The sequence below is a fragment of the Paenibacillus alba genome (assembly GCF_013204855.1).
Lineage (GTDB): Bacteria > Bacillota > Bacilli > Paenibacillales > NBRC-103111 > Paenibacillus_E > Paenibacillus_E alba.
Genome location: NZ_JABMKZ010000003.1, coordinates 536,334 through 556,710, shown reverse-complemented (window position 1 = coordinate 556,710; position 20,377 = coordinate 536,334). Strand labels below are relative to the sequence as shown.

Here is a 20,377-nt window from a genome sequence, read left to right as displayed (position 1 = left end):
TCAAAACACCTCCTTATACGAATTTCCGGCGTTGCCTTATTCTTTGTTAAAATAGTCCGCGAGACCTGCAAGTCTAGGATCAATCTTCTCCTGCTTACAGCCGCAATCATGTAGATTACGATTCTCTCCGCACACAGGACAGAGACCTTTGCATGCTTCGTCACAAAGTGGTATGTACGGTAAACCGACCACTACATTCTCTACAACGTAAGGCTCCAAATCGACTTTATCTCCAACGACCAAATGAATGTCCTCATCAAGATCCGGATCTTCTTCCTCAGGCTTCTGCATGAAGACTTCCTCAAAAGGAAGCTCGATTGTTTGATTCGTGTGCGTTAAGCATCGTGAACAGCTTAACTCCAAGTCTAGCGTTAACGTACCGTTAACTTTTGCTACTCCATCTTCATGCATAGCATGAAGATCGACACGTACTGGACCATGACCAAGAATGTCTTGACGACCTTCAAAAGGTTCCGTCAAATTCAATTCTTCCGTCATATGAACCGGCTGCCCTTTAAGGGCTAGCTCTCTAAAACGAATTTGCATGTTTTTTCACCCCAAACAAACAAAGATTATTATATCCAGTTTACTTGCCTTTTGTCAATTTAATTTATATTATTTCTTACTCTTCTCTACTTCTTTTGGCGGCAGTGCTGCTAGAAATTTGAGCGCGTCGTCCATGGATCCAATTTCAATAATTTTCATCTTCGTTTTAATTTGCTCAGCTCTGTGAACGGCGTCTGAATAGTTCGAAATTTGCGTGCCGTCTTTATACGTCATATCCTTCGGAGCGAAGAAATACTCCGCTTTCTCGCGATCCGCGGCAATGATTTTATGCTCAATACCGCCAATCGGACCTACCGTACCATCCGTTTCAATCGTTCCTGTTCCAGCGATTCTGTAGCCTTTGGTAATATCCTCGGGTACAAGTTGATTATAAATTTCCAAAGAAAACATTAATCCTGCGGACGGTCCGCCGATCTCGCCTGCTTTAATCGTAACCTGCTGATCAGCTTGATCCGCTTTAACAGACTGCATGTCTGCCGGCACAACGCCAATACCAGCCCTTGCTTCCTTTTCCCCCTCTTGAAGGGGCAGTGCTCCCAACGCTAGCGTGGCTTGCTGTTCGACCTTATTCCTCATAAACGTGATAGGGATGGATTCTCCGGCTTTCTTCCCCTTCAGCGTATCCAGCAAATCTTGAGCGACCTTCACTTCTTTATCTCCGACTTTCAACAGGATATCTCCGGGTTTGAGAACCTTCTCCCCAGATAAGCCTGGCAGCGTCTGGAGCACCATTACGCCTTCATGGCTGATGTGAAAGGGAATTTTGGCGTGTGTATAGGCGGCTTGTATCGCACTCGCTTGAGAAGTCAACATCACATATTCTTGACGTTGTGAATACTCCTGCTCAGACTCCCCTTTTTTCAGCACACTCGTCTTCGGTTGTATCTCTTCGTAAGGATGAACGAGACCAATTAAATAATTAACTATATTGGCATCTGCCACTCGTACCGTAGTCAGCATCAAAGTCCCTTTCTCTATATCCGAACCTTTCGCTATGGTGACCATGGGTTTAATTTCTTCCGCAGTTCCCGGCATAAAAATAAAAAATGGAAGCTTTACAAAAAGCAATAAATAAACAATCACTATCCCCACAACAGCCGATATTAAATACCTTCTAGTCGCTGATCTCCGCGGGTAGCGGTAGGAGTCATTCGACCAGGTACGAACACTATCTTCTTCATTTTCCATGCAGGTCCCCCTCCTCCTGGTGTCTGGTTACATTTGCCACTTGTCCACTTACCTTCATGGCTTACCTTCGTGTCCAAGCAATGCTTGGTCTAAACCCGCACTTTTTTGCGTACAAATGAAGCATGTTTAAAGGATGAGGTGAATGGCATGCCGTCTATAAAAGCAAAATCCAACTCCAAATTAACGACGCTGGCACTAGGGGCTTTGGCAGCCCTTGTCGTTGTGTCTGTCATTCTATTTCCGGACAAAGCTTTTCAATCTTCACTTGAAGGCCTTACGGTTTGGTGGAAGCTTGTATTTCCTGCGATGATGCCTTTTCTCATTATGACCGAGCTCTTGATCGGATTCGGCGTCATCCAAGGAACCGGCGTTCTTCTTGAGCCTCTGATGAGGGCAATCTTTCGCCTTCCCGGTGTCAGTGGATGGGCTTTAGCTTCGGGACTTATTGTAGGATTTCCTACCGGAGCCAAAATTACTGCTAGCCTGCGGGAAAAAAAACTCATCTCCCGAACAGAAACAGAGCGATTAACCGCATTATCACATTTATGCAGCCCTTTGTTCCTTATTATCGTTGTGGGTGTCGGATTTCTGCATAGTGCCAAGCTTGGTGTCGTGCTTGCCGTAGTTCATTATATCTCAGCTATTGCAGCTGGCATTCTACAGATGAAATTCTCCAAAAAAACACAGCAACCTGCAGCTCCTGCATCTGAACACAGTCCCGCTCCTTTGAGCCCTGAGCCTCGTTCCGCCTCTGTCTGGCGTCAAGCATTCATTACGATGCGTCAAGCTTATTTGCGTGATGGTCGGGCTTTCGGCAAGCTCCTCGGAGATGCGGTAACTTCTTCTGTCCAAACCTTAATGCTAGTGGGTGGCTACATGATGATCTTTTCTGTCCTCATCAATGTTGTCCACATTTCACATCTCACCCATATACTGAAGCCCGCAACTCATGCCTTGCTCCAATCCATGAACATCCATACCGACACTTCAGCTGAGTGGGTGACAGGTATGCTGGAGATTCACCTGGGTGCTTATGCCTGGAGTCAAGCTGAAGGACTCTCTTTGCTTGCCCAAATGGCGCTTATTAGCGCATTCTTAGGTTGGGGCGGCTTGTCTGCGCATGCGCAAGTGGTCGGCTTTCAACATCAAACTGAAGCACGCTATCGCATTTTCTTCCGATCCCGAGTCCTGCACGCCGTACTTGCTTTCATCTTCACAATCCTGCTTTGGAAACCATTGCAGCTGCTTCTGGCAGAAACAGAGCCCAGCTTTCTATGGCTGAATAAAACAACAAACGAATCCCCGGCGGCATCATTCCCGCTAAACGGTGATTCTGCATGGAGCTTATGGGGGCCAATGCTAACCCAGTTCCTACTTGTGCTGCTCATCATGCTGATGGCCTCAACATTCATAAGAGCTTTCCGCAAGAAAGCTCTTTAGTTTGAAACTGTTACATTTAATTGTCTCTTGGAAATTTAAGCTTGAGCGCTTCCTCAACCTCGACAGGAACCAAATCTTCTACGGGGCCGTGAAACCTAGCTATTTCCTTCACAATGCTAGAACTTAAATAGGAGAAACTCGGCTTGGACGTCATGAAAAAAGTCTCAACATCTGAATTGAGCTTATGATTGGTCGAAGCCATCTGCAATTCATATTCAAAATCCGATACAGCCCGAAGCCCGCGCACAATTAAGCGAACATTGCGAGATTTCATGTAATTCACCATCAAATCCCGAAACCCGTCCACCTCAACATTCGGTAGATCCTTCGTTACTTGGCGAATGAGCTCCATTCTTTCTTCTAATGTAAACAGCGGGTTTTTGGACGTATTATTAAGTACGGCTACAATTAACTTATCAAACACCTTTGCCGCTCTATGTATAATATCAAGATGGCCATGTGTTACCGGATCGAAACTCCCTGGATAAACGGCTACCGTTCTTCCGTGTTCTTGCTTCATCATGCTGTCATCTCCTCTCAGAACTTATCCTTCTACGGATCGCAAATAAATCGTTACAGCTGTATCGCCGTAATCCGCTCTTCGTTGTTGGTTAAAACTGCCGATCACTTCAGGCAAAATATCCTTCGCCTCGTGTTCTACCACTATGGTGGCATTCGGTACAACAATCGCCTGCTCTTCCATAGTGCTTATCAGCTCCGCGATCAACTTCATTTTATACGGAGGATCCAAGAAAACCAGCTCAAATTGCTGTTCCCGCTTGGCTAACGCTTTCAGTGCCCGAGTGGCATCTGTTCGATAAATCTCAGCCTGATCCTTCAGACCGGCTGTCTGTAAATTGTGCTGGACGGTGTCGATGCTTTTCTTCTCAATATCAATGAACACAGCCTTGTCCATCCCGCGGCTAAGCGCCTCAATCCCAAGTCCGCCGGTTCCGGCAAACAGGTCGAGCACTTGTCCCCCTTCAAAATAAGGACCTATCATACTGAAGATCGCTTCTTTCACTTTATCCGTTGTTGGTCGTGTGCTGGTACCTGGTACAGCTTTTAACGACCGACCTTTCGCAGTGCCTGAAATCACTCTCATCTTGCGTATTTCCCTTCTAGCTGGCTATTCTTTTGCTATCGTACCACAAGCTCTATTCGGACACAAAAAAATTATGCGCTCCATGTATAAATTTCCTGTAAAACGGTCATCCTTGAACTATCGACATCAGAGAATGTCGTAGACAACCGCGGAGAAGACTTACGTTTCCCCATAAGCTCTTCGTCCGGTTTCTCCTCTCCCATGAGACGGCCTGTAAAAGGGCCGTCGTAATAATTTAATGGTACAACTACCTTAAACCCTTATTGTATAAGGGTTTATTTACGTATAACAGGACTACTATTTCATTTAATACACTATTTGCTTCACGACCACTGCAAGATGAGACTCCCTTGCAGCGTCTGCTTTAGTCGATTAGCCACAATCAAAGTTGAATTCATTGCTTGCTGTGCTTGATTAAGCGTATTTGAAACTGATCAAACAACTTAAGACTAGCGCCAACGGTTGCCATCCCTTACCCTCCCTTTCAAAAAGAAAAAAACGCCCCATTTGGGACGCCTTTGAAACTCGAATCATAATATTGTTTCAGTGCGTGAAACACTGCCAAGGATTCTTTGTGCGCCTTCGCTTAGTTGCACCATTTTCATTCTTTCTTTTAAATCCTTATCAAATTTCTTGGTTACGCTCACCATCAACGGAGGCATAGTAAAAGTTATGTTCCTAACTTCTTCTGCTGACGATAGATATGAAACGATATAAACATCGCTCACCTTCGTTTTTTTCTTATCACCTATACCTGACATGCCACCCAGCAGTAATCCTGCAGGACCAAACAGTACCCCACCGACGATACCTCTCCCTATAACGCTTTTACTTTGGGATACTATTTCTTTCTCTGTTGTAACTGTTGATTCTAGGAAATTAGCAAGTGGTATTTTAAAAGTATTATCCACTACCATTTTAAAGCCTTTAGCAATAGTTTCACTAATGATTAAATAATCATTATCGAAAGTGATTTCAAGTTGCGATTTAGAGTTTTTTAAAGGTAATCCGTCGATAAGGGTAACGATAGCTTTAGCCATGATACAATTCTCCTGTCGTGCATAGATTAAAAATGATACTTCAATAGCTCCATTTTACCAAACCATGGGTTTATTTACCATTACTTTTAAAGTAGATCCATCTATTAACGATTCTTCTTAGCTTCATCTGCTTCTTTTTTCGAATATAATTGGATAGAAGCGAATATAAAAGCCCTTTCGCTTATTGGAAGCCTCATGATTTCATGTGGTAGCTTCCGAAGCTTGGAATGAGCATAGTACAGAAGGACGGCTGTTGAATCTGGATCGCATCTTTCTCCGTTTTCATACCGCCTCCCTCTATTAGTTTTTTGCCTCTTCAGCCCTTAGAACACCATAGGATTTTTGTAACTCGGCTTCTTTTAGGTTGGGAAATGGCACGCTGGCAACGGCCATCTTAGAAAGGTACTCCGACTGGTCAATATGGTATAACACCTATAAACCCTTGATATTATTGGTTTATTTGAAATTCAACACATGTTCACCCCCTGTTATTTCAGGTGGGGTATTTGGGCACCGATTGGGCACCGTTTTTATTTTCCTTCTATATTAATGAATACAAAAGCGCTATACATAACGAGAGTTCTATAAAACAACAATATACAAGTCTGGAAATAGATACTATTCTTTTCTTTTACCAGAAGTATCGGACAAACAAAAAGCCCAATGGAAAGCATCCACGGGCTTTTTTATGCTTATACTACCACCTAAATTATATTCATCAATGCCATTATTTCTGCTACTTCTTTTTTCTGCTCTTACCATGATTTGGTTTGTTATCCTTTTGGTCTTTAGCGTGATTTTCTTGTTGTTTGTCGTGTGTTGTCATGACATCATCCCACCTATCTGAGTAATTTGAAACATAAATATTGTACTCATCTAAGGAATAATGTAAGCATCCACTTTGTGCCAATTACTCACTATCATCAAATAATATATATGCTTCCAAAGCCTTATCAAATACGATGATTTGACTGCCATCGCCAAACTCCATATCATTGACTTCAAGATGGCTAAGCGTCTTCTCTTCGCCAGTTTCCTTATGTTTTACGTGATATTCCATGAAGTCATCCCCCAAAATAATAAATTCCTCAAAAACTGGCAGCCGCATAGCACCCGATTCCCATTTGGGCTCTGCCCCCATAATAATATTACACTTTAGAGTACCTCCTCGCTATTGGTAGTTGAAGGAAAATCCATTCCGACTGCCATCATTGCATCTGAAAAGCTTGTAGATTCTCTCTTTTGATCATCATATAATTTTATGCAACACATATTTTATGGGAACGAACATATTACCGAACGTGGGATAAAAGTAAAATTAATCAAACTATCTGGTAGGATTTGGCGTGGATATTACAGAATATGTGAGGATACAAATTGAGGAGGAATTTACTTGAAGAAGAAATTATTAATTGCTCTTGGACTTAGTGGAATAATAGCGGCATCTGTTGCGGTCGGTGCCTATGCAGCTTCGGATATAAAACTTTTCGTGAATGGCAAGAAAACAGAAGCAAGCGTTGAAATCATTGATGGATCAAGCTATGTTCCTTTGAAAGTTGTTGCCGAGGCTCTGGGTCAGGAAGTTCGATGGGATGAAGCTAAACGCGAAATACACATTGGGAAAGAGGCGGACACTTCTTCAGTTGGATACTCGAGAAGCAATCCAGCTCCTTTCAACACAAAACTAACCTTTAAAAAGGAGTCCATCCTAGAAAATTATGAAGGTGAAGTGAGTATTAAAGATGTTATTCGTGGCAATGATGCCTGGGCATTGATTAAAAATACCAATAAATTCAACTCACCGCCAGCTGAAGGCAAAGAATACATGTTGGTTAATGCCACAGTTAAAATCACCGGAAACCAGAAAAAGGATACAAAAGTTGATATCTCTTCAGCTCATTTCACCTTAGTATCGACCCAAGGTAAGGATTACGATGCTATCTCGGTTGTAACCCCTGAGCCTGCAATCAACACAAGTTTATACGTAGGCGCTGACAATAGTGGATGGTTTGCCCTACAAGTAGATAAAAAAGATACTTCTCCTTTGATAACTTACGCAAGGGAAAATGACGGAACTGGTGGAGTTTGGTTTAAAACGAAATAAAACGAAACCCAAAAATCCCCCGCCAGCCAATTAGGCCAGTGGGGGATTTTTGGGAGGTACTTACAAAATGTTAACGCGTAAATTGTATTTGCTACACCTTTGTCCACTTCAGGAACCTCCTCCAACACATATCCCTGTAATTTTTTTCCATCCAGCCGATTGATAAGTTTGTCAGCATAGTCCTTGTCTTCTGCCCATCCCCGCGCTGCGCTCTCTCTAATTTGTCTGTTTAGTAAGTCAGTTGTCACGTTTTCTCTTCTCCTTCTCTATCCGTGAACAAAGAATTGGAATACTGTTCATATCCTATCTTTATAAATGCCAAAAAATATATCAGGGTAATGGGATATTTTCGAGTCATCAATCGTGTTGTATTTAGGAGGCGAATAAATGGAAAACAATTCTTTATTGCGTACGGATAAAGAATTGGCTGAACTCTATCAACGGCATGTCGATCAAGTTTACAGGCTGTGCTATATCTATTTGAAAAATCCCGTTGATGCAGAAGATGCTGTTCAATCTGTATTTGTAAAACTGATCAAATCTCACACGGTCTTCAATGACCACGAACATGAAAAAGCGTGGTTGATGGTAACCACCAGAAATTACTGTAAAGACGTTCTTAAAAATTGGTGGACAACCCGTCGTGTGGCTCTAAATGCTTTACCGGAAGTTTCTTCTTGGAATGGTCATGAGCCATCGGGAAAGGTGCTTGCAAGACTGCTTTCACTTCCGGAAAAATACAAAACAGTTTTATATCTTTACTATTTCGAGGAGTACTCGGTAAAAGAATTATCAGAGATGTTAGGACACAAAGAAAGCACGATCCAAACACAACTATCCAGAGGCCGCAAACGCCTTAAAATTGATTTGGGAGGGAGTTATCTTGAGTAACAAAAATATTAATCGGCTGTTCGAAGCCCTTACACCCACAACCGAACAAAACGAGAAAATGTTTCAGAACATTCTTGCGCAAGGCCAGAACGAAAATACAAGGCGCAGAGGATTTACACCTATGAAACGCGCAAGATCTGTAGTATTGGCAGCCGTGCTGATGGTTTGCTTAACGACAACAGCTTTTGCTGCGGCATATACGGGATTAGATAAAACATTCTTAAAATTTCTTAATCCAGTAAATAATGAGCAGGCAGAATATTTGTCAAATGGCGCTTATATGGTTGACAAACAAGTGGCAAACGAGAATGGATCGCTTACCATTAAGCAAGTTATCGGTGATAGCAATCTGACCTATATCTTAATGAACTTTACTGCGCCAGAAGGCACTGTTTTAAATGCAGCGCGATACCGTTTTGAGGATAACATGATTACGACTGATCAGGACTATCAGAGTATAGGATTCAAGGTGCTCGACGATGGAAATCCTGTTGACAATAAAATTAGCTTGGTCATGAATATTATGACCAAAAATTCAATAGCGGGCCAAACAGTTCATTTCAAATTCAAAGATTTACAAGCAGCAGATCCACTTCCGGGAATTTTTAAAACGGTCATTCCTGGTTCTTGGGAAACAGCTTTTAAGCTGGATTTCAAGGAGTACTCTTACCTTTATCAGATAGATCAAAACATTACCATGTTTGGTTATGGGGCATTATTAAAAACGATCTCCGTCTCGCCAATTTCGATTTCTTTAAAGATTGAAAGTGGATCATTGAATGAGATTAACGAAGCCGCCGGTAGATTAAAGGAAATTGGTCAAAATGAATATTCGGATAACTACCCTATCACGATAAACTATAAAGATGGTACCTCAGAAACAACTAGTATTTTTACTGGATTGCATGTGCTAGATTATCTAAATGACCAAATGCATACGATCAAAACTTTTGAACATGTTATAAATGATAAGGAAATCGCATCTATTGTATTTTTTGATAAAGAAATTCCGATTAAAAACGGAATTTCCACTACTAATTAGCAATAAGTACTAGTTGATCTTATAATCGTTGGTGTGAGCAGGGCGATAAAATCGATCAAGAAGCCGTCAAAAGAACACTGAGAACGATGCGTCATTGCTTTACACGCAATCGGCCAATACTTATTATCTAAGGAGCAGCAGCATTACCCACCTCCGTAATCAAATAAAAAAGAGAGCCAATTTGGCTCTCACAATTAATCGCTGCTACTGCTGCTGCCTCCGCTGTCACTCCCACCTCCACTGTCACTTCCGCCTCCGCTAGAGGAATCATTGTGATGGTGATGGTGATTGTTATGTTGGTGGTCATGATGAATATGACTATGGTTATTATGATGATTGTGGTGATGGCGATTCATATCATGATCCGAAGAATTATTAACAAAGAAATCAGAGCCATGATTGTGATCATGGGTAGAATTGCTTTCCCTCTTCCTTTCTTTGTTGAACAAACCAATTAGACAAAAAACAACAAATAGAATGACAATAATAACCATCAAATTCATCAAATCAGTCCTTCCAATTATTCATTACAAATATCCCCATTATTCACAATTAATCAGCATAGAAAATAACTTTAACTATTGAAGTGTTAGACAGCTTATCATACAACTCATTGATTAATCTATGATAAACCACAGCTACATTTGCTTTATAATTTAAAAGGTCATCCGCTAATTTTCTTAACTCATCCCCATCAAATGATTCATCTTCATAATAATCACAAAGTCTGCTTAAATAAAGAAAACTTCTATATATATTTTCTTTTTGATAAAATATAGCCTTATGCAAATCATCATTAATAGGAAAAAAGTCTATCATAACATTATTGCTATCAAACATATGACCATCTAATGCCATGTATCTCCCCCCGAAACTTTTTTTCATTTTAACATGCTAGAACATCTTCCATTATAAGGTACCCTGTGTACGAAAAAAAGCTGCATTTCGGCAGCTCTTTTTAATCTAATTATTTGCAATAATTTGCTACTCAGCTCCGATTAACTTCTTAATTAACTCATCCGCATTCTTAAAATTAACATCCTCTGTCACTGCTAAGATCGTGCCATCTTTTCGAACAAAATAATTCGTAGGTATCCCCATAACTCGATATTGGGACGAAACCGTACCCTTGTCATCATACAAAACAGGAAACCCTACATGATATTCTCTAATGAATTTTTGTGCATCTTCTACATTATCACTAGTTGTTACATTTACTGATACAAAATCAATTTCGCTACCATATTTTGAATATAGCTTATTTAACTCTTCCGCTTCTTTTTTACAGTATTTACACCATGAAGTCCAAAAATTAATTAATTTAGGTTTGCCACTGTTTCCAGTTATAGCGTGTGATCGACCGTCTATATCCTTTAGACTAAAATCAATCATGTTTCCGTCGTACCTGTCCGACATTATATAATCAACAGGTTTAACTGAAAAATGATTAATCAATGTGTAAGATACAATAATAATAAAACCAACTAAAATAACTAATGACACTACTTTTTTACTCAAATGTTCCCCCTGAAAAGCCACTATATGAATAGTTGAAAATTGTAATACCTAAGCATCGTAACATATTCTTACAAATAATTGAATATCCAGTTGAAAAATACCGAAACAAACCAAGTGATAAAAACAAAAGCCCATGCAAATTATTCGCACAGGCATTCATAACTCACAAACGTATATGTATTATTGCAACGATATCAAATTACACTCATTAGGAATTAACCATATACATAACTTTTTAACTATTTCAATTTAATAGGCATTGCCTGAACAGGGTTATATTTACTTCCATCCGTAGAACCTTCTAATACAAAATCGATGGTCTTGATATCGTCCAAGTTCATATTCACTGGAACTATGATTTTTCCTTTTTTCACTGTCTGTAGAGAAAAGCTGCCATTTAAGTCGTCCGAGTAATTGACGGGATTGCTTATTTCGATAAAGTTATCATAATTCAAACGAATACTTCCCTTTGTTGGAGACCACTCCAATGTGGAGTATGTTGTATTTTCAATACTCACATCAAATATTATGGCATTAATAGGATTTTTTGTTTTGCTATTTTCATATGCCGTATCTAAGGTGATTTTGGAGATTTTCATCAATAAACTCCCAGACCATATCGTTGTTTCAACTTCATACGTTTTCGTATTTTTGATATTAATTGTACGTTTAGATTCATCCCATCTAACATCTGCTCCTAACGCTTCTGAAACGGTGCGTAATGGCACATAACTCGAACCATTAATAATTTGGATATCAGCGTTAACTTGCTTTCCATGAACAAATAATCGAATATCCGTTGCGGCATACGCGCCAATTCCTACTCCAAAGATCAGAACCACTGCCATACATAAAGCTACTAGTTTTTTATTCATTTCTAGTTTCTCCTTAATTTTGGGTTGTTTAGTATCTAATTCGACAATATTTGGCATTTTCCTGCAAGTTTAATATTTGGCTTTACATCTTGAGATAGGAAGAGGTACTCTTCCTCCCACAAAGAATTTCCATATTGTTACATTTTAGTTCTAATGATACAATGAAAAATATTATTTTAGGGGGAGAAGCTTTGTCGAATTTTGCACCGAAAACAAATGAAGAAGAATTGATGGCATACAAAAATCAAGTACAGAACGACATTCAATACATAGCTTTTTGGAAGCGAGTCCAGATGAATCTCTTGGACCTTTTAATCATTAGCATTCCTGCCGTTCTGTTGTACAGATTCTCACTAAGCACATCCATTAAAATCGATTCCGTCTTCCCTTTCATTATTTATTGGCTATTGTTTTGTGCTTATTACGTGTTCATGACCGTCAAGTTTGGTGGAACGCCCGGAAAACTACTTAGTAAAGCTAGGATTGTGGACAAAAACGGGAGATTTCTTCATACTGGAACTGCCTCAATTAGAAACCTGCTCACCTTTCTTTATGCCATTATTATGGTGCTCAAACTTAAAGAAGGAATTGATTTAAAAGTAAGCTCTACTGATATCAACCACTTTATTAGCACTCATGAAGGGTATTTTTCATCCATCGGTAATTTCATTGGAATTATCACTTTCGTTGAATGTCTTGATGAAAGAGAACGCTGAGATCCGAATTGATTTAACTCGTGAAGATACCTTCATATCAACCCAAAACGAATAAAGGAGAGCAATCTTGTTTATCAGACTCTTTAGCAATATATATTTTAAGCTTTCATCGTTTAAACAGAATATCAAGACACTCCCTGGGGATCTCAATACTTTTAATGAAAATTGGACTGCAACTATTCGCTTAGGGATCGCTGAAGTGGAATTATTCCTAAATAACATAGGTGCATTGATTGAAAATGGTTTCGAGGCTACAGAGATTATCGCTGTCGCTTCAAAGGTTAAGGAACTCAGAAAACGCGATGAACAAGAAATGCATTTTAATATATTTCATAACGGAGAGCTTACTGGATTAACGATTATTGCTTACAGGCTGCCTAGTTCACTTATTGGTTTAGAATTTATCACTGATAAAGAACTGGCAGAACAGATTCAGGAAGCAGCAGAATTGTATGAAAATGCACCGGATAAAATGTGGCATTAATTAAGAAGGCCGCCATTCCCTTTTAGAGTAAATAAAAAATAGGCCTACAACGGTTTAAAGTTGTAAGCCTATTTTGTATGACAGAGCTGAACAATTAAAGGATCAATCCTTCATGCTCAATTCAATTTGTACTGTCAATCCAGTTGAGTCGAAGATACGGGTGCTGTCGTAACGGATGCAGCAACAACTGGCATATCCACGATCGTCATCCAATAGAGCCCCATATCCTCAATTTGTCTTGGGAATCCAGCAGTTCGGCTCACCTGACGATGAAAACCTGCATAAGTGCAGGAATTTTCGGGTGATTTCGGTTAAAAAGTGGAAATTCCTGCAATTGTGCAGGTATTTTCATCTTGTCCAGCCCCTCATCCAGAAAAAGCCTCAAAAGCCTGCACAAACGCAGGAATTTCATGATTGAGGCTACTCCAAGAGCAAAAAAGATGCACAATTGCAGGTTTATAAAAAGCAGCTGGAATTTGAGCGAGACTGCATCATGGGACAGCTCCTTCCCTGCAATCTACCCGCTACTTAGTCACTAAGGGGTAAGCTCGCTCCCCCAAACCCCCAAATTAAAGCTGACTGCTAAGCAGTCAGCTCTCTACGTTTACGGCTTAATTGCCGTAAAGCTTATTCAACCAATGTACGCCTGTTGGAACCTGCTTCCCATTGCTTTCGATCTCAATAACATCCACGTAGGGCTGCTGGCTCATTTTCTGTAAATCCTCTACGTAGGCCGTGCCCTCTAATTCTGTAAAATAGAATTTAACAAATTCGGATTGCTTCGGCCTCATCAAAGTCATCACTTCCAGGCCGGTATCATACCAACTGACCGTATATTCTTCCTCATTCTCTTTAATCCCAGCTGCATAAATTTGCGAAAGGGTCAAGTTATACATTTTAACCAGTTCATCAGGTCTTATCATTGCGTTATTTTTGAATGTGATAGCAAATTTGACTTTATTCCCGCCGGCTGCAAATTTTAAGCTTCGAGCGGCCCCAAGCTTATAGGATTCAAGTTTATCCTTGGAATTGATTAAGGCGTAGCTCTTCTCTTTTGCCGTATCGGCTTCATCTTGCCACGTATATTGCTGGAAGGGATCATCGAACGAATGGGGAAGATAATAATCCCTATATTTCTTATCTATTTCCTCTGCATCTTTGAGCTTAATCGTTGCAATCTCATGATCCGTTTTGACCATATCATTAAGCGTTCCATTGGGTTGAGCATATCTTTGCAAAGAGCGAAAAGATACTTGAGAATCCCCTTCCACGGTGTGGAGCCAAGCCGTATAGAATTCATAGGTCTTATCTTTGCTTAATTCATTAATGTTCAGAATTGATAATTTGATTTCTTCGCCATCTGTATCGGTAGCTAATTTTCTAGTGAATTTAGCACCAGGAGCATTGGTGAACATAAGCTTTGATCTTAATTCATCGGATTGATTTACTTTGTAAAGCAGTGCAGGAAAAAATTGACGATTAACATCATGATCTTGAAACAGCTTTAATTGATCAGCACTCCATTGAAGCTTACTCGTCGTCAGAAGTATTTTATTTTCGATTTTTACGGATTCCACAGCTATTTTGCTTGGTAAATCCCAGTTCGAAACAGACTCTGCATAAGCTGTCGTACAAAACACCATTGCAGCTGCACTAATGGCTACTATCTTTTCCCATTTGGACATTAAAAAATCCCCTCCTTTCACTATATTAGCACAATTTCCCAAATTATTCCCTTTTTTCACGTAATTTTTTAATTCCCTCTTTACAGATAGCTTTTTTCACCCGAATACATAATTAAACGGTCTTAATTAAAACATATACTAACGAGAAATACGGGAGGGAAATTAGGTTGAGTCTTTTTCATCTGGGTTACATACTTGCTCTTGGTATTCCACTAGTTCTCGGCAGTATCGGAATTGCATGGCTAGTTTTTCATCGAAGCAAGAGAAAAAGCCGGTAAAACGGCTTCTTTTTTTCTCCTCCTAGGCAACTTTATATTTTCTTTGTTAAAAGACACAAAAAATCCACATTCCTCCTTCTAAATATGTTAAATTGGTTTTATAACCTACTTGGAGGAGCTACCTTGAACAACATGACAGAGAAACTCGTTTCTCAACATCGACAATATGTGAAAGACAATCCAAAGGAGCTTGAGAAGTACGCTACATTATATGAACATATGCTCTTTTATTTCACCGCTATTAGGGGGATTGATGAGCAAACAGCGCTGCAGTATATTCACGATCTAAAAACGGATTTATCCTGCGACATTGTAACAGCTATTGTTTCAAGTGAAATCCTTTAATTTAAACATTTTATTAGCAAGAAGAGGATAACAGCCTCTTCTTTTTTCTATTTATGCTGTTTCTTATTTCTTCTCAGACGTTGTCCACTTTGATTAATTAAATGGTTCTTGAATAACTTCGCACATCTATGGAATACTACTGACGAAAAAAGTATGGTCGATACTTCCAACAACGAAGTAAATATAAGGAGTGTTCCTGTGATGCTTACTGAAATAGAAGAGTTATCGAAGAAGCTCCATCAATTAGAGATGGATTGGTGGATTCATCATGATCTATTCACTTTTCAATGGTGGTTTATTGTCGTGGTCAATCTGCTATTTTTCTTGGCATTCCTTTTTCTTGTGGACCGAGGAAGAGCTCTTAGAATGACGGTAGCCTTCTTGCTGAGCTTTATCATCTTAGGAACTTTTGATCAAACAGGCCAATTTTTCGGGCTATGGAGTTATGAGCATGAATTCATTGGTTTTACTGAGAACTACAATGCTGTTGATTTTCTGGCTGTGCCGAGCATCTTCGCTCTCACCTATCAAATGTTTACGCCATGGCGAATCTTCTTAGTGGCAAGCTTGCTTGTTTGCCTGTTGAATGCGTATATCGCAGAACCTATTTTCGTTGCCCTTGGTATTTATAAATTAGATAACTGGAGCTACACTGGATCCTTTGTTCTTTTGTTCATTGTAACACTGTTAGTCAAATCCTTAACGGATCTGATCGGCAGCGATAAGAATACCGAGGATTACCGGCCAAAGTCGCAGCGTACATTCGGAAACAAAGAAAAAGCTCGATAATTGCAGTAAAAAAATAATCCCCACTTGCTAATAAGCAAGTGGGGATTATTTCATGAATAGGCTCGGTGGGGGTCGAACCCACAACCTACCGGTTAAGAGCCGGTTGCTCTGCCATTGAGCTACGAACCTGCACAAGTTCAGTTCGTTCATAATACCATAAGGGACATGCCATGGTCAACATGTTCTTTTCATAATGAAAAATCTTATAAATCCATCTGACTTTTCAATTGCCAATACGCTTTGCATCCGTTAAAATGAATATCGGATCATACGTTCGCAATCTATCATTTAAGGGGTACTGCATGTCAATTGAATTTGAATCTTTAACTCATTTCCTTGTAAAAGCCAAAAAGCAAGCTTATGCTTCGCAAGGCGATGAGGCCACTGTTCGCTCTTTTCTCAATGGCTCCAAGCAATTAGAAATTCGCTCCGGCGACTATTTCTATAGAGACATCTATTTTGGCTTTTCTTTCTTTACAGGTATAGAAACGGTGGAATATCGAGACCGCCCCATCTGGTCCATGGTCTATTCCGGCGGGATTACGATGCCCGATGCTTCGCGGGAAACAACCGTGCGCCTCTTTTCTTTTTTGAGAAATGCGCTGCGAATGGTAGATAGTGAGCATCCTTACCGCGGCCCGCAGGCTCACGAAGAGCATTCCTATTTGTATCGCAATGAAGTGAGCGGTACCTTTGAAAGCTTTTCGGGGCACGAAACGATTCATACGCAGAATACGAAAGTTTATGAATTGAGATACAGCGGCGGCATTATTTTATAAAATTCCATTTTACAGTCAGAAAAGAAGGTAGCAGATATACGATGCAAGATCCAACTATTTTTGAGCGTATGCGTAACAAATATGCCGATGAAGACAGAGCTAAGCTTGTGATGCTGCAGTTAAGAACGTTGATGGAACAAAAGAAAAAGAAGAAATGGTATCAAAAATTGAAAACTCCAATCAGAACTCAGCCAACCAGCTGGAACGAATAACAGGTCTGGCTTCGCACGCAGAATCCAGGTACATAGAAAGAGGCTCCCAGCGTAGTTTTCCTACTGTTGTGAGCCTCTTCCCTTTTAATTGCCTTTTTTTTTGGAATAATACAACACACCTAGATAGTGTGCGCCCGTAAATAAGGTGAGAATCCCAAAGAACAGCAGAAATCCTCCTTGACGATCCCGGAAAAAGAGTTGGAGAACGAACAGCGCCAGCGATATTTCGCTCCAGAGCAGCGTTCTTTTTTTGAGCTGCGTTAGATCCGCGGTGGATTTGCTAATTTTACGGAGATTCATGTAGGTAAGACCTGCGAGTACGATGACGCCTATAGCGATAACGAGAATGTAGCTTAAATTGCCCGACATGTGACTCCCCCAATTCCGATGTCAACTTTTCTTTCTATGAAACGTGTGACTTTATCTTACATGGAATAAGGTTCGTTGTCTATTTGAAAAAGGAGTTTGGCTTTCTTCGTAGAATATTATCGTGAATGAAAATTACTACGAATTCCAGTCATGAAGGAGCATGTCTCATGTCCAGCCTATTATTTAAACCCTTAGAACAGTCCGATATCCCTGCTTTAATGGCAATTTACAACCATTTCGTTGTACACACGACGGTTTCTTTTCATACCGAACCTGTCACGATTTCCGAGTTCACAGAAAGTGTGATCCACCCGAACCCGCGTTATCAAACAGATGTCATCCTGCTGGATGGCATTGTACAAGGATATGTACAAGTAATGCCGCATAAAAAGAAGCAAGCCTACGACACGACGGGCGAAGTGACGATTTATTTGCATCCGGATTGCGTGGGAAAAGGGATCGGCTCAGCCGCTATACAGCATATTGAAGCGATAGCCAAAGAGCGCGGCTTCCACTCGCTGATTTCTACCATTTGCTCAGATAACAACCCTAGCATTCATACCTTTACGAAAAACGGCTACAAACAATGCGCACATTTCCGTGAGGTTGGTTTCAAATGGGGCACATTCCTCGACATCGTTACGTATCAAAAAATCATAGGTTAATCGGCTAATGGGTTAATAAATGCCAATTCAGACCCCCGTCTGCCGTGCCCCACAAATCTCTGGCGTCCCACAGCCAGCCGCTGGTTGAAGTCGGAAAGCTCACTTGCAGCTTGCTTTCCAGTGGCTGGAAGGTGCCAGGAAATTCATTCTGACTCCACGTCTTCCCGCCATCTCTGGTTTGGAGCCACTGCCAGGATTGCCCCTGCACCCCGCTGTTGTTCTTTTTGATTAAAAGGAAACCGTTTTGCGCATCTGAAAAAGAAATCGCTTGCGGCGCACCAGGGCTTGGCCATTTGCCTGCTTCCTCCCACGTTTCCCCATCCGTCATATGGTATAGCAACATGGTTTCTTTATCTTTCTTACTAGGTCCAACAAACCATCCCTCCGTGGAGGATAAGAACGTAAACACGCCATCTTCTTTGGAAGGGAACGGAATTCGGTTGGATAACCCCCAGGTCAAGCCACCATCCTGCGTGCGAATCAGCTGCAAATCTTTATCCGTCCTCACTGCCAGCAATCCTTTTTGCCGATCAAAAAAACGAAAATAAGGTGTCCCTCGCGATCCTTCAAGTCCCGGCAAATCCTGGGCAATCACTTCCCATGTCTGACCTTCATCTGAGGTTAATCGAAGCTCCGACTTGCGTGTGCCAGTCTCCCCTGTGAACATCCAGCCAATTTGCGTATCCAGAAAGGAAAGCAAAGTAGGTCCGATTTGATTAGTCACCTTACTCTTGGCCTGCCAGGACACTCCCCCATCACTTGTTTGGAGAAACGTCAGTTCATCATTGCTGGCGGCAAGACCATACCCATGCAGCTCATCGACAAATGAAAGTGCTTTCGTGGGAATAAGCCTTACGGGATTCACTTGTGTATTTACACGGACCTGCTGCCCGGAAATCAAGGTAGAACCGATATCTGACTTGGTTTGCAAGGAAGGCCTCGGGCTAGGAGACGGCGGAGAAGTTCCTTCATGAATACAACCTGCACACAGTAGAAAAATCGTAACAAAGACTAATTTCTTGTTGCTCATCAAGGCTAACATAACCGCACTCCTCTCCTTTTTTTGTGGCTCTTCACCAGTCTTAGATATATGTAATGACGGTCTATGCCGCTAAATAGTTCATGTCCAGCTGGATTGCTATATTTTCACTGGATAGGATCTCCCTCGTTAACAAAAGCTAGAGCATATTCAAAATGCTCGGAGGGGATTGCCATGACAAAGCTGGTTTGGTCCATCGTCATTGTTTGCCTATTAACAGCAGGCTGCGGTGTAACCAACAAAAAACCATATTACGATCAGCGCTCTGCACAAAATGCCCATGTACATGAAGAGGAATTCACAGAAAAATCTCCTATTGACAGCAGCAAGCTCGATAAGGAGCCTGCAACAAGGCCAATTACGAGCACGCTAACGCCTGCTTCAACATCCATGCCTTCTGCAACACCAACGGCGACCGCTCAACCTGAAACAACGCCAACCGTTGTGGCGCCCAGCCCAGCGCCCAAAACTAACACGAAGAAAACCGTACAGCCCGAAGCTTCCAAGAAGCCCTCGGTCCCTGTTCAGAAAAACCAAGGACGGGTTAAGCTATCTCAGAAAAAGCTAACCCTCTCGCAACTGGCCGTAAAGTATCCAGACACCTTCAAGCTGCGTGGATCTGCACAGGAAAAGAAAATTGCGCTCACCTTCGATGACGGACCAGACACCCGCTTCACCCCAAAGGTACTGGATGTCCTTAAAGCTAATCAGGTGAAAGCTACTTTTTTCGTACTTGGCTCTAAGGCCAGCTCGTACCCCGATGTGATTAGACGGATCGTGAACGAAGGCCATGTTATCGGCAATCACTCCTACAGCCATGCCAATCTGCCGAAGCTGACGGTCGATAAATTCCAAAGCCAGATTATTAATACGGAAAGTGTGCTGCAAGGCTTGATTGGCTATGCGCCTAAGCTCATCCGCCCGCCTTACGGGGCGATTAATGAGGAGCAGGTCAGATGGGTCGCTGACCACCATTATTTGATTGTGAACTGGAATGTCGATTCCCTTGACTGGAAATCACTATCTTCAGATCAGGTGCTGAACAATATTATGCAGCAAACGAAGCCAGGCTCTATCATTCTGCAGCATTCCGGTGGCGCTGACAGCCAAGACTTGTCCGGCACAGTCCAAGCCCTCGGACCGCTGATTAGTAAGCTCAAAGCAGCTGGCTACACCTTTGTAACCGTCCCTGAGCTGCTGCATGTTGCCAAAAGCAAATAAGCCGGAAGCGCCGCCACGAAGGGGC

Annotated in this window: 29 protein-coding genes and 1 tRNA gene; 13 read left to right on the top strand and 17 right to left on the bottom strand. The window is 41.3% G+C overall.

All coding sequences use genetic code 11. The annotated features are described in order from the left end of the window. Nucleotides 1-36: 36 nt before the first annotated feature. Both HQN90_RS06150 and HQN90_RS06145 read right to left on the bottom strand, forming a co-directional pair. The gene (locus tag HQN90_RS06150) at nt 37-546 is read right to left on the bottom strand and encodes a YceD family protein (RefSeq protein WP_173216921.1); all 510 of its coding nucleotides are present in this window, start codon (nt 544-546) and stop codon (nt 37-39) included. A 69-nt stretch (nt 547-615) separates the two neighbouring features. Continuing rightward, the gene (locus HQN90_RS06145) at nt 616-1,755 is read right to left on the bottom strand and encodes a SepM family pheromone-processing serine protease (RefSeq protein WP_173216920.1); all 1,140 of its coding nucleotides are present in this window, start codon (nt 1,753-1,755) and stop codon (nt 616-618) included. Nucleotides 1,756-1,902: 147 nt separating this feature from the next. On the opposite strand from HQN90_RS06145, the gene HQN90_RS06140 reads away from it, so the two are divergent. Further along, nucleotides 1,903-3,195 carry a nucleoside recognition domain-containing protein gene (locus HQN90_RS06140; protein ID WP_173216919.1) on the top strand — a complete coding sequence of 431 codons (1,293 nt, stop codon included), beginning with the start codon at nt 1,903-1,905 and terminating at the stop codon, nt 3,193-3,195. Between the two features lie 16 nt (nt 3,196-3,211). Here the strand turns inward: HQN90_RS06140 and coaD are convergent, their stop codons facing one another. From coaD to HQN90_RS06110, 6 genes are all read right to left on the bottom strand, one after another. Further along, nucleotides 3,212-3,715, bottom strand: a complete 504-nt coding sequence (coaD, locus tag HQN90_RS06135; RefSeq protein WP_411830250.1) for a pantetheine-phosphate adenylyltransferase — start codon at nt 3,713-3,715, stop codon at nt 3,212-3,214. 24 nt (nt 3,716-3,739) lie between these two features. Next, nucleotides 3,740-4,300, bottom strand: coding sequence for a 16S rRNA (guanine(966)-N(2))-methyltransferase RsmD (gene rsmD / locus HQN90_RS06130; RefSeq protein ID WP_173216917.1), 561 nt, complete (start codon nt 4,298-4,300; stop codon nt 3,740-3,742). 530 nt (nt 4,301-4,830) lie between these two features. Next, nucleotides 4,831-5,340, bottom strand: coding sequence for a hypothetical protein (locus HQN90_RS06125; protein ID WP_173216916.1), 510 nt, complete (start codon nt 5,338-5,340; stop codon nt 4,831-4,833). A 300-nt stretch (nt 5,341-5,640) separates the two neighbouring features. Further along, a complete protein-coding gene (locus tag HQN90_RS06120; protein ID WP_338042281.1) occupies nt 5,641-5,772 on the bottom strand; it encodes a phage tail assembly chaperone in 132 nt (43 codons plus the stop codon). A gap of 186 nt (nt 5,773-5,958) precedes the next feature. Beyond that, nucleotides 5,959-6,102: a hypothetical protein gene (locus tag HQN90_RS06115; RefSeq protein ID WP_173216914.1), complete on the bottom strand. Its 144-nt coding sequence runs from the start codon at nt 6,100-6,102 to the stop codon at nt 5,959-5,961. Between the two features lie 148 nt (nt 6,103-6,250). Beyond that, on the bottom strand, nt 6,251-6,400 hold the full coding sequence (locus HQN90_RS06110; protein WP_173216913.1) for a hypothetical protein: 150 nt from the start codon (nt 6,398-6,400) through the stop codon (nt 6,251-6,253). 333 nt (nt 6,401-6,733) lie between these two features. Here HQN90_RS06110 and HQN90_RS06105 point away from each other — a divergent pair, with 333 nt between their 5' ends. Continuing rightward, on the top strand, nt 6,734-7,444 hold the full coding sequence (locus tag HQN90_RS06105; RefSeq protein WP_216855211.1) for a stalk domain-containing protein: 711 nt from the start codon (nt 6,734-6,736) through the stop codon (nt 7,442-7,444). On the opposite strand, the gene HQN90_RS06100 is transcribed toward HQN90_RS06105, so the two are convergent. Then, a complete protein-coding gene (locus tag HQN90_RS06100; protein WP_173216912.1) occupies nt 7,393-7,692 on the bottom strand; it encodes a hypothetical protein in 300 nt (99 codons plus the stop codon). The genes HQN90_RS06105 and HQN90_RS06100 overlap by 52 nt on opposite strands. A gap of 139 nt (nt 7,693-7,831) precedes the next feature. Between HQN90_RS06100 and HQN90_RS06095 the strand changes: the two genes are divergently transcribed. The 3 genes from HQN90_RS06095 to HQN90_RS06085 all read left to right on the top strand — a co-directional run bounded on the left by HQN90_RS06095 (nt 7,832) and on the right by HQN90_RS06085 (nt 9,835). Further along, nucleotides 7,832-8,335: an RNA polymerase sigma factor gene (locus HQN90_RS06095; RefSeq protein WP_173216911.1), complete on the top strand. Its 504-nt coding sequence runs from the start codon at nt 7,832-7,834 to the stop codon at nt 8,333-8,335. After that, a complete protein-coding gene (locus tag HQN90_RS06090; RefSeq protein WP_173216910.1) occupies nt 8,328-9,377 on the top strand; it encodes a hypothetical protein in 1,050 nt (349 codons plus the stop codon). The genes HQN90_RS06095 and HQN90_RS06090 overlap by 8 nt, the downstream gene beginning before the upstream one ends. A gap of 272 nt (nt 9,378-9,649) precedes the next feature. Continuing rightward, nucleotides 9,650-9,835, top strand: coding sequence for a hypothetical protein (locus tag HQN90_RS06085; RefSeq protein ID WP_173216909.1), 186 nt, complete (start codon nt 9,650-9,652; stop codon nt 9,833-9,835). Nucleotides 9,836-9,929: 94 nt separating this feature from the next. Here the strand turns inward: HQN90_RS06085 and HQN90_RS06080 are convergent, their stop codons facing one another. From HQN90_RS06080 to HQN90_RS06070, 3 genes are all read right to left on the bottom strand, one after another. Next, the gene (locus HQN90_RS06080; protein ID WP_173216908.1) at nt 9,930-10,235 is read right to left on the bottom strand and encodes a hypothetical protein; all 306 of its coding nucleotides are present in this window, start codon (nt 10,233-10,235) and stop codon (nt 9,930-9,932) included. 126 nt (nt 10,236-10,361) lie between these two features. Further along, complete coding sequence (locus tag HQN90_RS06075) at nt 10,362-10,895, bottom strand: TlpA family protein disulfide reductase (protein ID WP_173216907.1); 534 nt, start codon at nt 10,893-10,895, stop codon at nt 10,362-10,364. 239 nt (nt 10,896-11,134) lie between these two features. After that, the gene (locus HQN90_RS06070; RefSeq protein ID WP_173216906.1) at nt 11,135-11,770 is read right to left on the bottom strand and encodes a stalk domain-containing protein; all 636 of its coding nucleotides are present in this window, start codon (nt 11,768-11,770) and stop codon (nt 11,135-11,137) included. A gap of 191 nt (nt 11,771-11,961) precedes the next feature. Between HQN90_RS06070 and HQN90_RS06065 the strand changes: the two genes are divergently transcribed. Next, a complete protein-coding gene (locus HQN90_RS06065) occupies nt 11,962-12,486 on the top strand; it encodes an RDD family protein (RefSeq protein ID WP_173216905.1) in 525 nt (174 codons plus the stop codon). Nucleotides 12,487-12,553: 67 nt separating this feature from the next. After that, complete coding sequence (locus HQN90_RS06060; RefSeq protein WP_173216904.1) at nt 12,554-12,970, top strand: hypothetical protein; 417 nt, start codon at nt 12,554-12,556, stop codon at nt 12,968-12,970. Between the two features lie 134 nt (nt 12,971-13,104). Here HQN90_RS06060 and HQN90_RS39265 read toward each other — a convergent pair whose 3' ends face one another. Together HQN90_RS39265 and HQN90_RS06055 are read right to left on the bottom strand one after the other, a co-directional pair. Beyond that, a complete protein-coding gene (locus HQN90_RS39265; RefSeq protein WP_275942526.1) occupies nt 13,105-13,233 on the bottom strand; it encodes a hypothetical protein in 129 nt (42 codons plus the stop codon). Nucleotides 13,234-13,581: 348 nt separating this feature from the next. Further along, nucleotides 13,582-14,715, bottom strand: a complete 1,134-nt coding sequence (locus HQN90_RS06055; protein ID WP_173216903.1) for a hypothetical protein — start codon at nt 14,713-14,715, stop codon at nt 13,582-13,584. A gap of 341 nt (nt 14,716-15,056) precedes the next feature. Between HQN90_RS06055 and HQN90_RS06050 the strand changes: the two genes are divergently transcribed. Both HQN90_RS06050 and HQN90_RS06045 read left to right on the top strand, forming a co-directional pair. Then, a complete protein-coding gene (locus HQN90_RS06050; RefSeq protein ID WP_173216902.1) occupies nt 15,057-15,278 on the top strand; it encodes a hypothetical protein in 222 nt (73 codons plus the stop codon). Between the two features lie 201 nt (nt 15,279-15,479). Further along, a complete protein-coding gene (locus tag HQN90_RS06045; RefSeq protein ID WP_173216901.1) occupies nt 15,480-16,067 on the top strand; it encodes a CBO0543 family protein in 588 nt (195 codons plus the stop codon). A gap of 57 nt (nt 16,068-16,124) precedes the next feature. On the opposite strand, the gene HQN90_RS06040 is transcribed toward HQN90_RS06045, so the two are convergent. Beyond that, a tRNA-Lys gene (locus HQN90_RS06040) sits at nt 16,125-16,196 on the bottom strand. Nucleotides 16,197-16,369: 173 nt separating this feature from the next. On the opposite strand from HQN90_RS06040, the gene HQN90_RS06035 reads away from it, so the two are divergent. Both HQN90_RS06035 and HQN90_RS06030 read left to right on the top strand, forming a co-directional pair. Beyond that, nucleotides 16,370-16,846 (top strand): DUF5680 domain-containing protein, encoded by a 477-nt coding sequence (locus HQN90_RS06035; protein ID WP_173216900.1) that lies wholly within the window; start codon nt 16,370-16,372, stop codon nt 16,844-16,846. 41 nt (nt 16,847-16,887) lie between these two features. Further along, the gene (locus HQN90_RS06030) at nt 16,888-17,058 is read left to right on the top strand and encodes a hypothetical protein (RefSeq protein WP_173216899.1); all 171 of its coding nucleotides are present in this window, start codon (nt 16,888-16,890) and stop codon (nt 17,056-17,058) included. An 84-nt stretch (nt 17,059-17,142) separates the two neighbouring features. Here the strand turns inward: HQN90_RS06030 and HQN90_RS06025 are convergent, their stop codons facing one another. Next, entirely contained in the window at nt 17,143-17,427 is a 285-nt protein-coding gene (locus HQN90_RS06025; RefSeq protein ID WP_173216898.1) for a hypothetical protein, read from the bottom strand. Nucleotides 17,428-17,594: 167 nt separating this feature from the next. On the opposite strand from HQN90_RS06025, the gene HQN90_RS06020 reads away from it, so the two are divergent. Continuing rightward, entirely contained in the window at nt 17,595-18,092 is a 498-nt protein-coding gene (locus HQN90_RS06020; protein ID WP_173216897.1) for a GNAT family N-acetyltransferase, read from the top strand. A gap of 4 nt (nt 18,093-18,096) precedes the next feature. On the opposite strand, the gene HQN90_RS06015 is transcribed toward HQN90_RS06020, so the two are convergent. Continuing rightward, complete coding sequence (locus tag HQN90_RS06015) at nt 18,097-19,134, bottom strand: WD40/YVTN/BNR-like repeat-containing protein (RefSeq protein ID WP_173216896.1); 1,038 nt, start codon at nt 19,132-19,134, stop codon at nt 18,097-18,099. Nucleotides 19,135-19,305: 171 nt separating this feature from the next. Between HQN90_RS06015 and HQN90_RS06010 the strand changes: the two genes are divergently transcribed. Beyond that, nucleotides 19,306-20,352, top strand: a complete 1,047-nt coding sequence (locus HQN90_RS06010) for a polysaccharide deacetylase family protein (RefSeq protein ID WP_246362089.1) — start codon at nt 19,306-19,308, stop codon at nt 20,350-20,352. Nucleotides 20,353-20,377: the final 25 nt, after the last annotated feature.

What these genes read in the sequence shown, in the direction of transcription:
- HQN90_RS06150 (WP_173216921.1), bottom strand. Translation starts at nt 546, where the DNA reads ATGCAAATTCGTTTTAGAGAGCTAGCCCTTAAAGGGCAGCCGGTTCAT.
- HQN90_RS06145 (WP_173216920.1), bottom strand. Translation starts at nt 1,755, where the DNA reads ATGGAAAATGAAGAAGATAGTGTTCGTACCTGGTCGAATGACTCCTAC.
- HQN90_RS06140 (WP_173216919.1), top strand. Translation starts at nt 1,903, where the DNA reads ATGCCGTCTATAAAAGCAAAATCCAACTCCAAATTAACGACGCTGGCA.
- coaD (WP_411830250.1), bottom strand. Translation starts at nt 3,715, where the DNA reads ATGAAGCAAGAACACGGAAGAACGGTAGCCGTTTATCCAGGGAGTTTC.
- rsmD (WP_173216917.1), bottom strand. Translation starts at nt 4,300, where the DNA reads ATGAGAGTGATTTCAGGCACTGCGAAAGGTCGGTCGTTAAAAGCTGTA.
- HQN90_RS06125 (WP_173216916.1), bottom strand. Translation starts at nt 5,340, where the DNA reads ATGGCTAAAGCTATCGTTACCCTTATCGACGGATTACCTTTAAAAAAC.
- HQN90_RS06115 (WP_173216914.1), bottom strand. Translation starts at nt 6,102, where the DNA reads ATGGTAAGAGCAGAAAAAAGAAGTAGCAGAAATAATGGCATTGATGAA.
- HQN90_RS06110 (WP_173216913.1), bottom strand. Translation starts at nt 6,400, where the DNA reads ATGGAATATCACGTAAAACATAAGGAAACTGGCGAAGAGAAGACGCTT.
- HQN90_RS06095 (WP_173216911.1), top strand. Translation starts at nt 7,832, where the DNA reads ATGGAAAACAATTCTTTATTGCGTACGGATAAAGAATTGGCTGAACTC.
- HQN90_RS06080 (WP_173216908.1), bottom strand. Translation starts at nt 10,235, where the DNA reads ATGGCATTAGATGGTCATATGTTTGATAGCAATAATGTTATGATAGAC.
- HQN90_RS06070 (WP_173216906.1), bottom strand. Translation starts at nt 11,770, where the DNA reads ATGAATAAAAAACTAGTAGCTTTATGTATGGCAGTGGTTCTGATCTTT.
- HQN90_RS06045 (WP_173216901.1), top strand. Translation starts at nt 15,480, where the DNA reads ATGCTTACTGAAATAGAAGAGTTATCGAAGAAGCTCCATCAATTAGAG.
- HQN90_RS06035 (WP_173216900.1), top strand. Translation starts at nt 16,370, where the DNA reads ATGTCAATTGAATTTGAATCTTTAACTCATTTCCTTGTAAAAGCCAAA.
- HQN90_RS06030 (WP_173216899.1), top strand. Translation starts at nt 16,888, where the DNA reads ATGCAAGATCCAACTATTTTTGAGCGTATGCGTAACAAATATGCCGAT.
- HQN90_RS06025 (WP_173216898.1), bottom strand. Translation starts at nt 17,427, where the DNA reads ATGTCGGGCAATTTAAGCTACATTCTCGTTATCGCTATAGGCGTCATC.
- HQN90_RS06020 (WP_173216897.1), top strand. Translation starts at nt 17,595, where the DNA reads ATGTCCAGCCTATTATTTAAACCCTTAGAACAGTCCGATATCCCTGCT.
- HQN90_RS06015 (WP_173216896.1), bottom strand. Translation starts at nt 19,134, where the DNA reads ATGTTAGCCTTGATGAGCAACAAGAAATTAGTCTTTGTTACGATTTTT.
- HQN90_RS06010 (WP_246362089.1), top strand. Translation starts at nt 19,306, where the DNA reads ATGACAAAGCTGGTTTGGTCCATCGTCATTGTTTGCCTATTAACAGCA.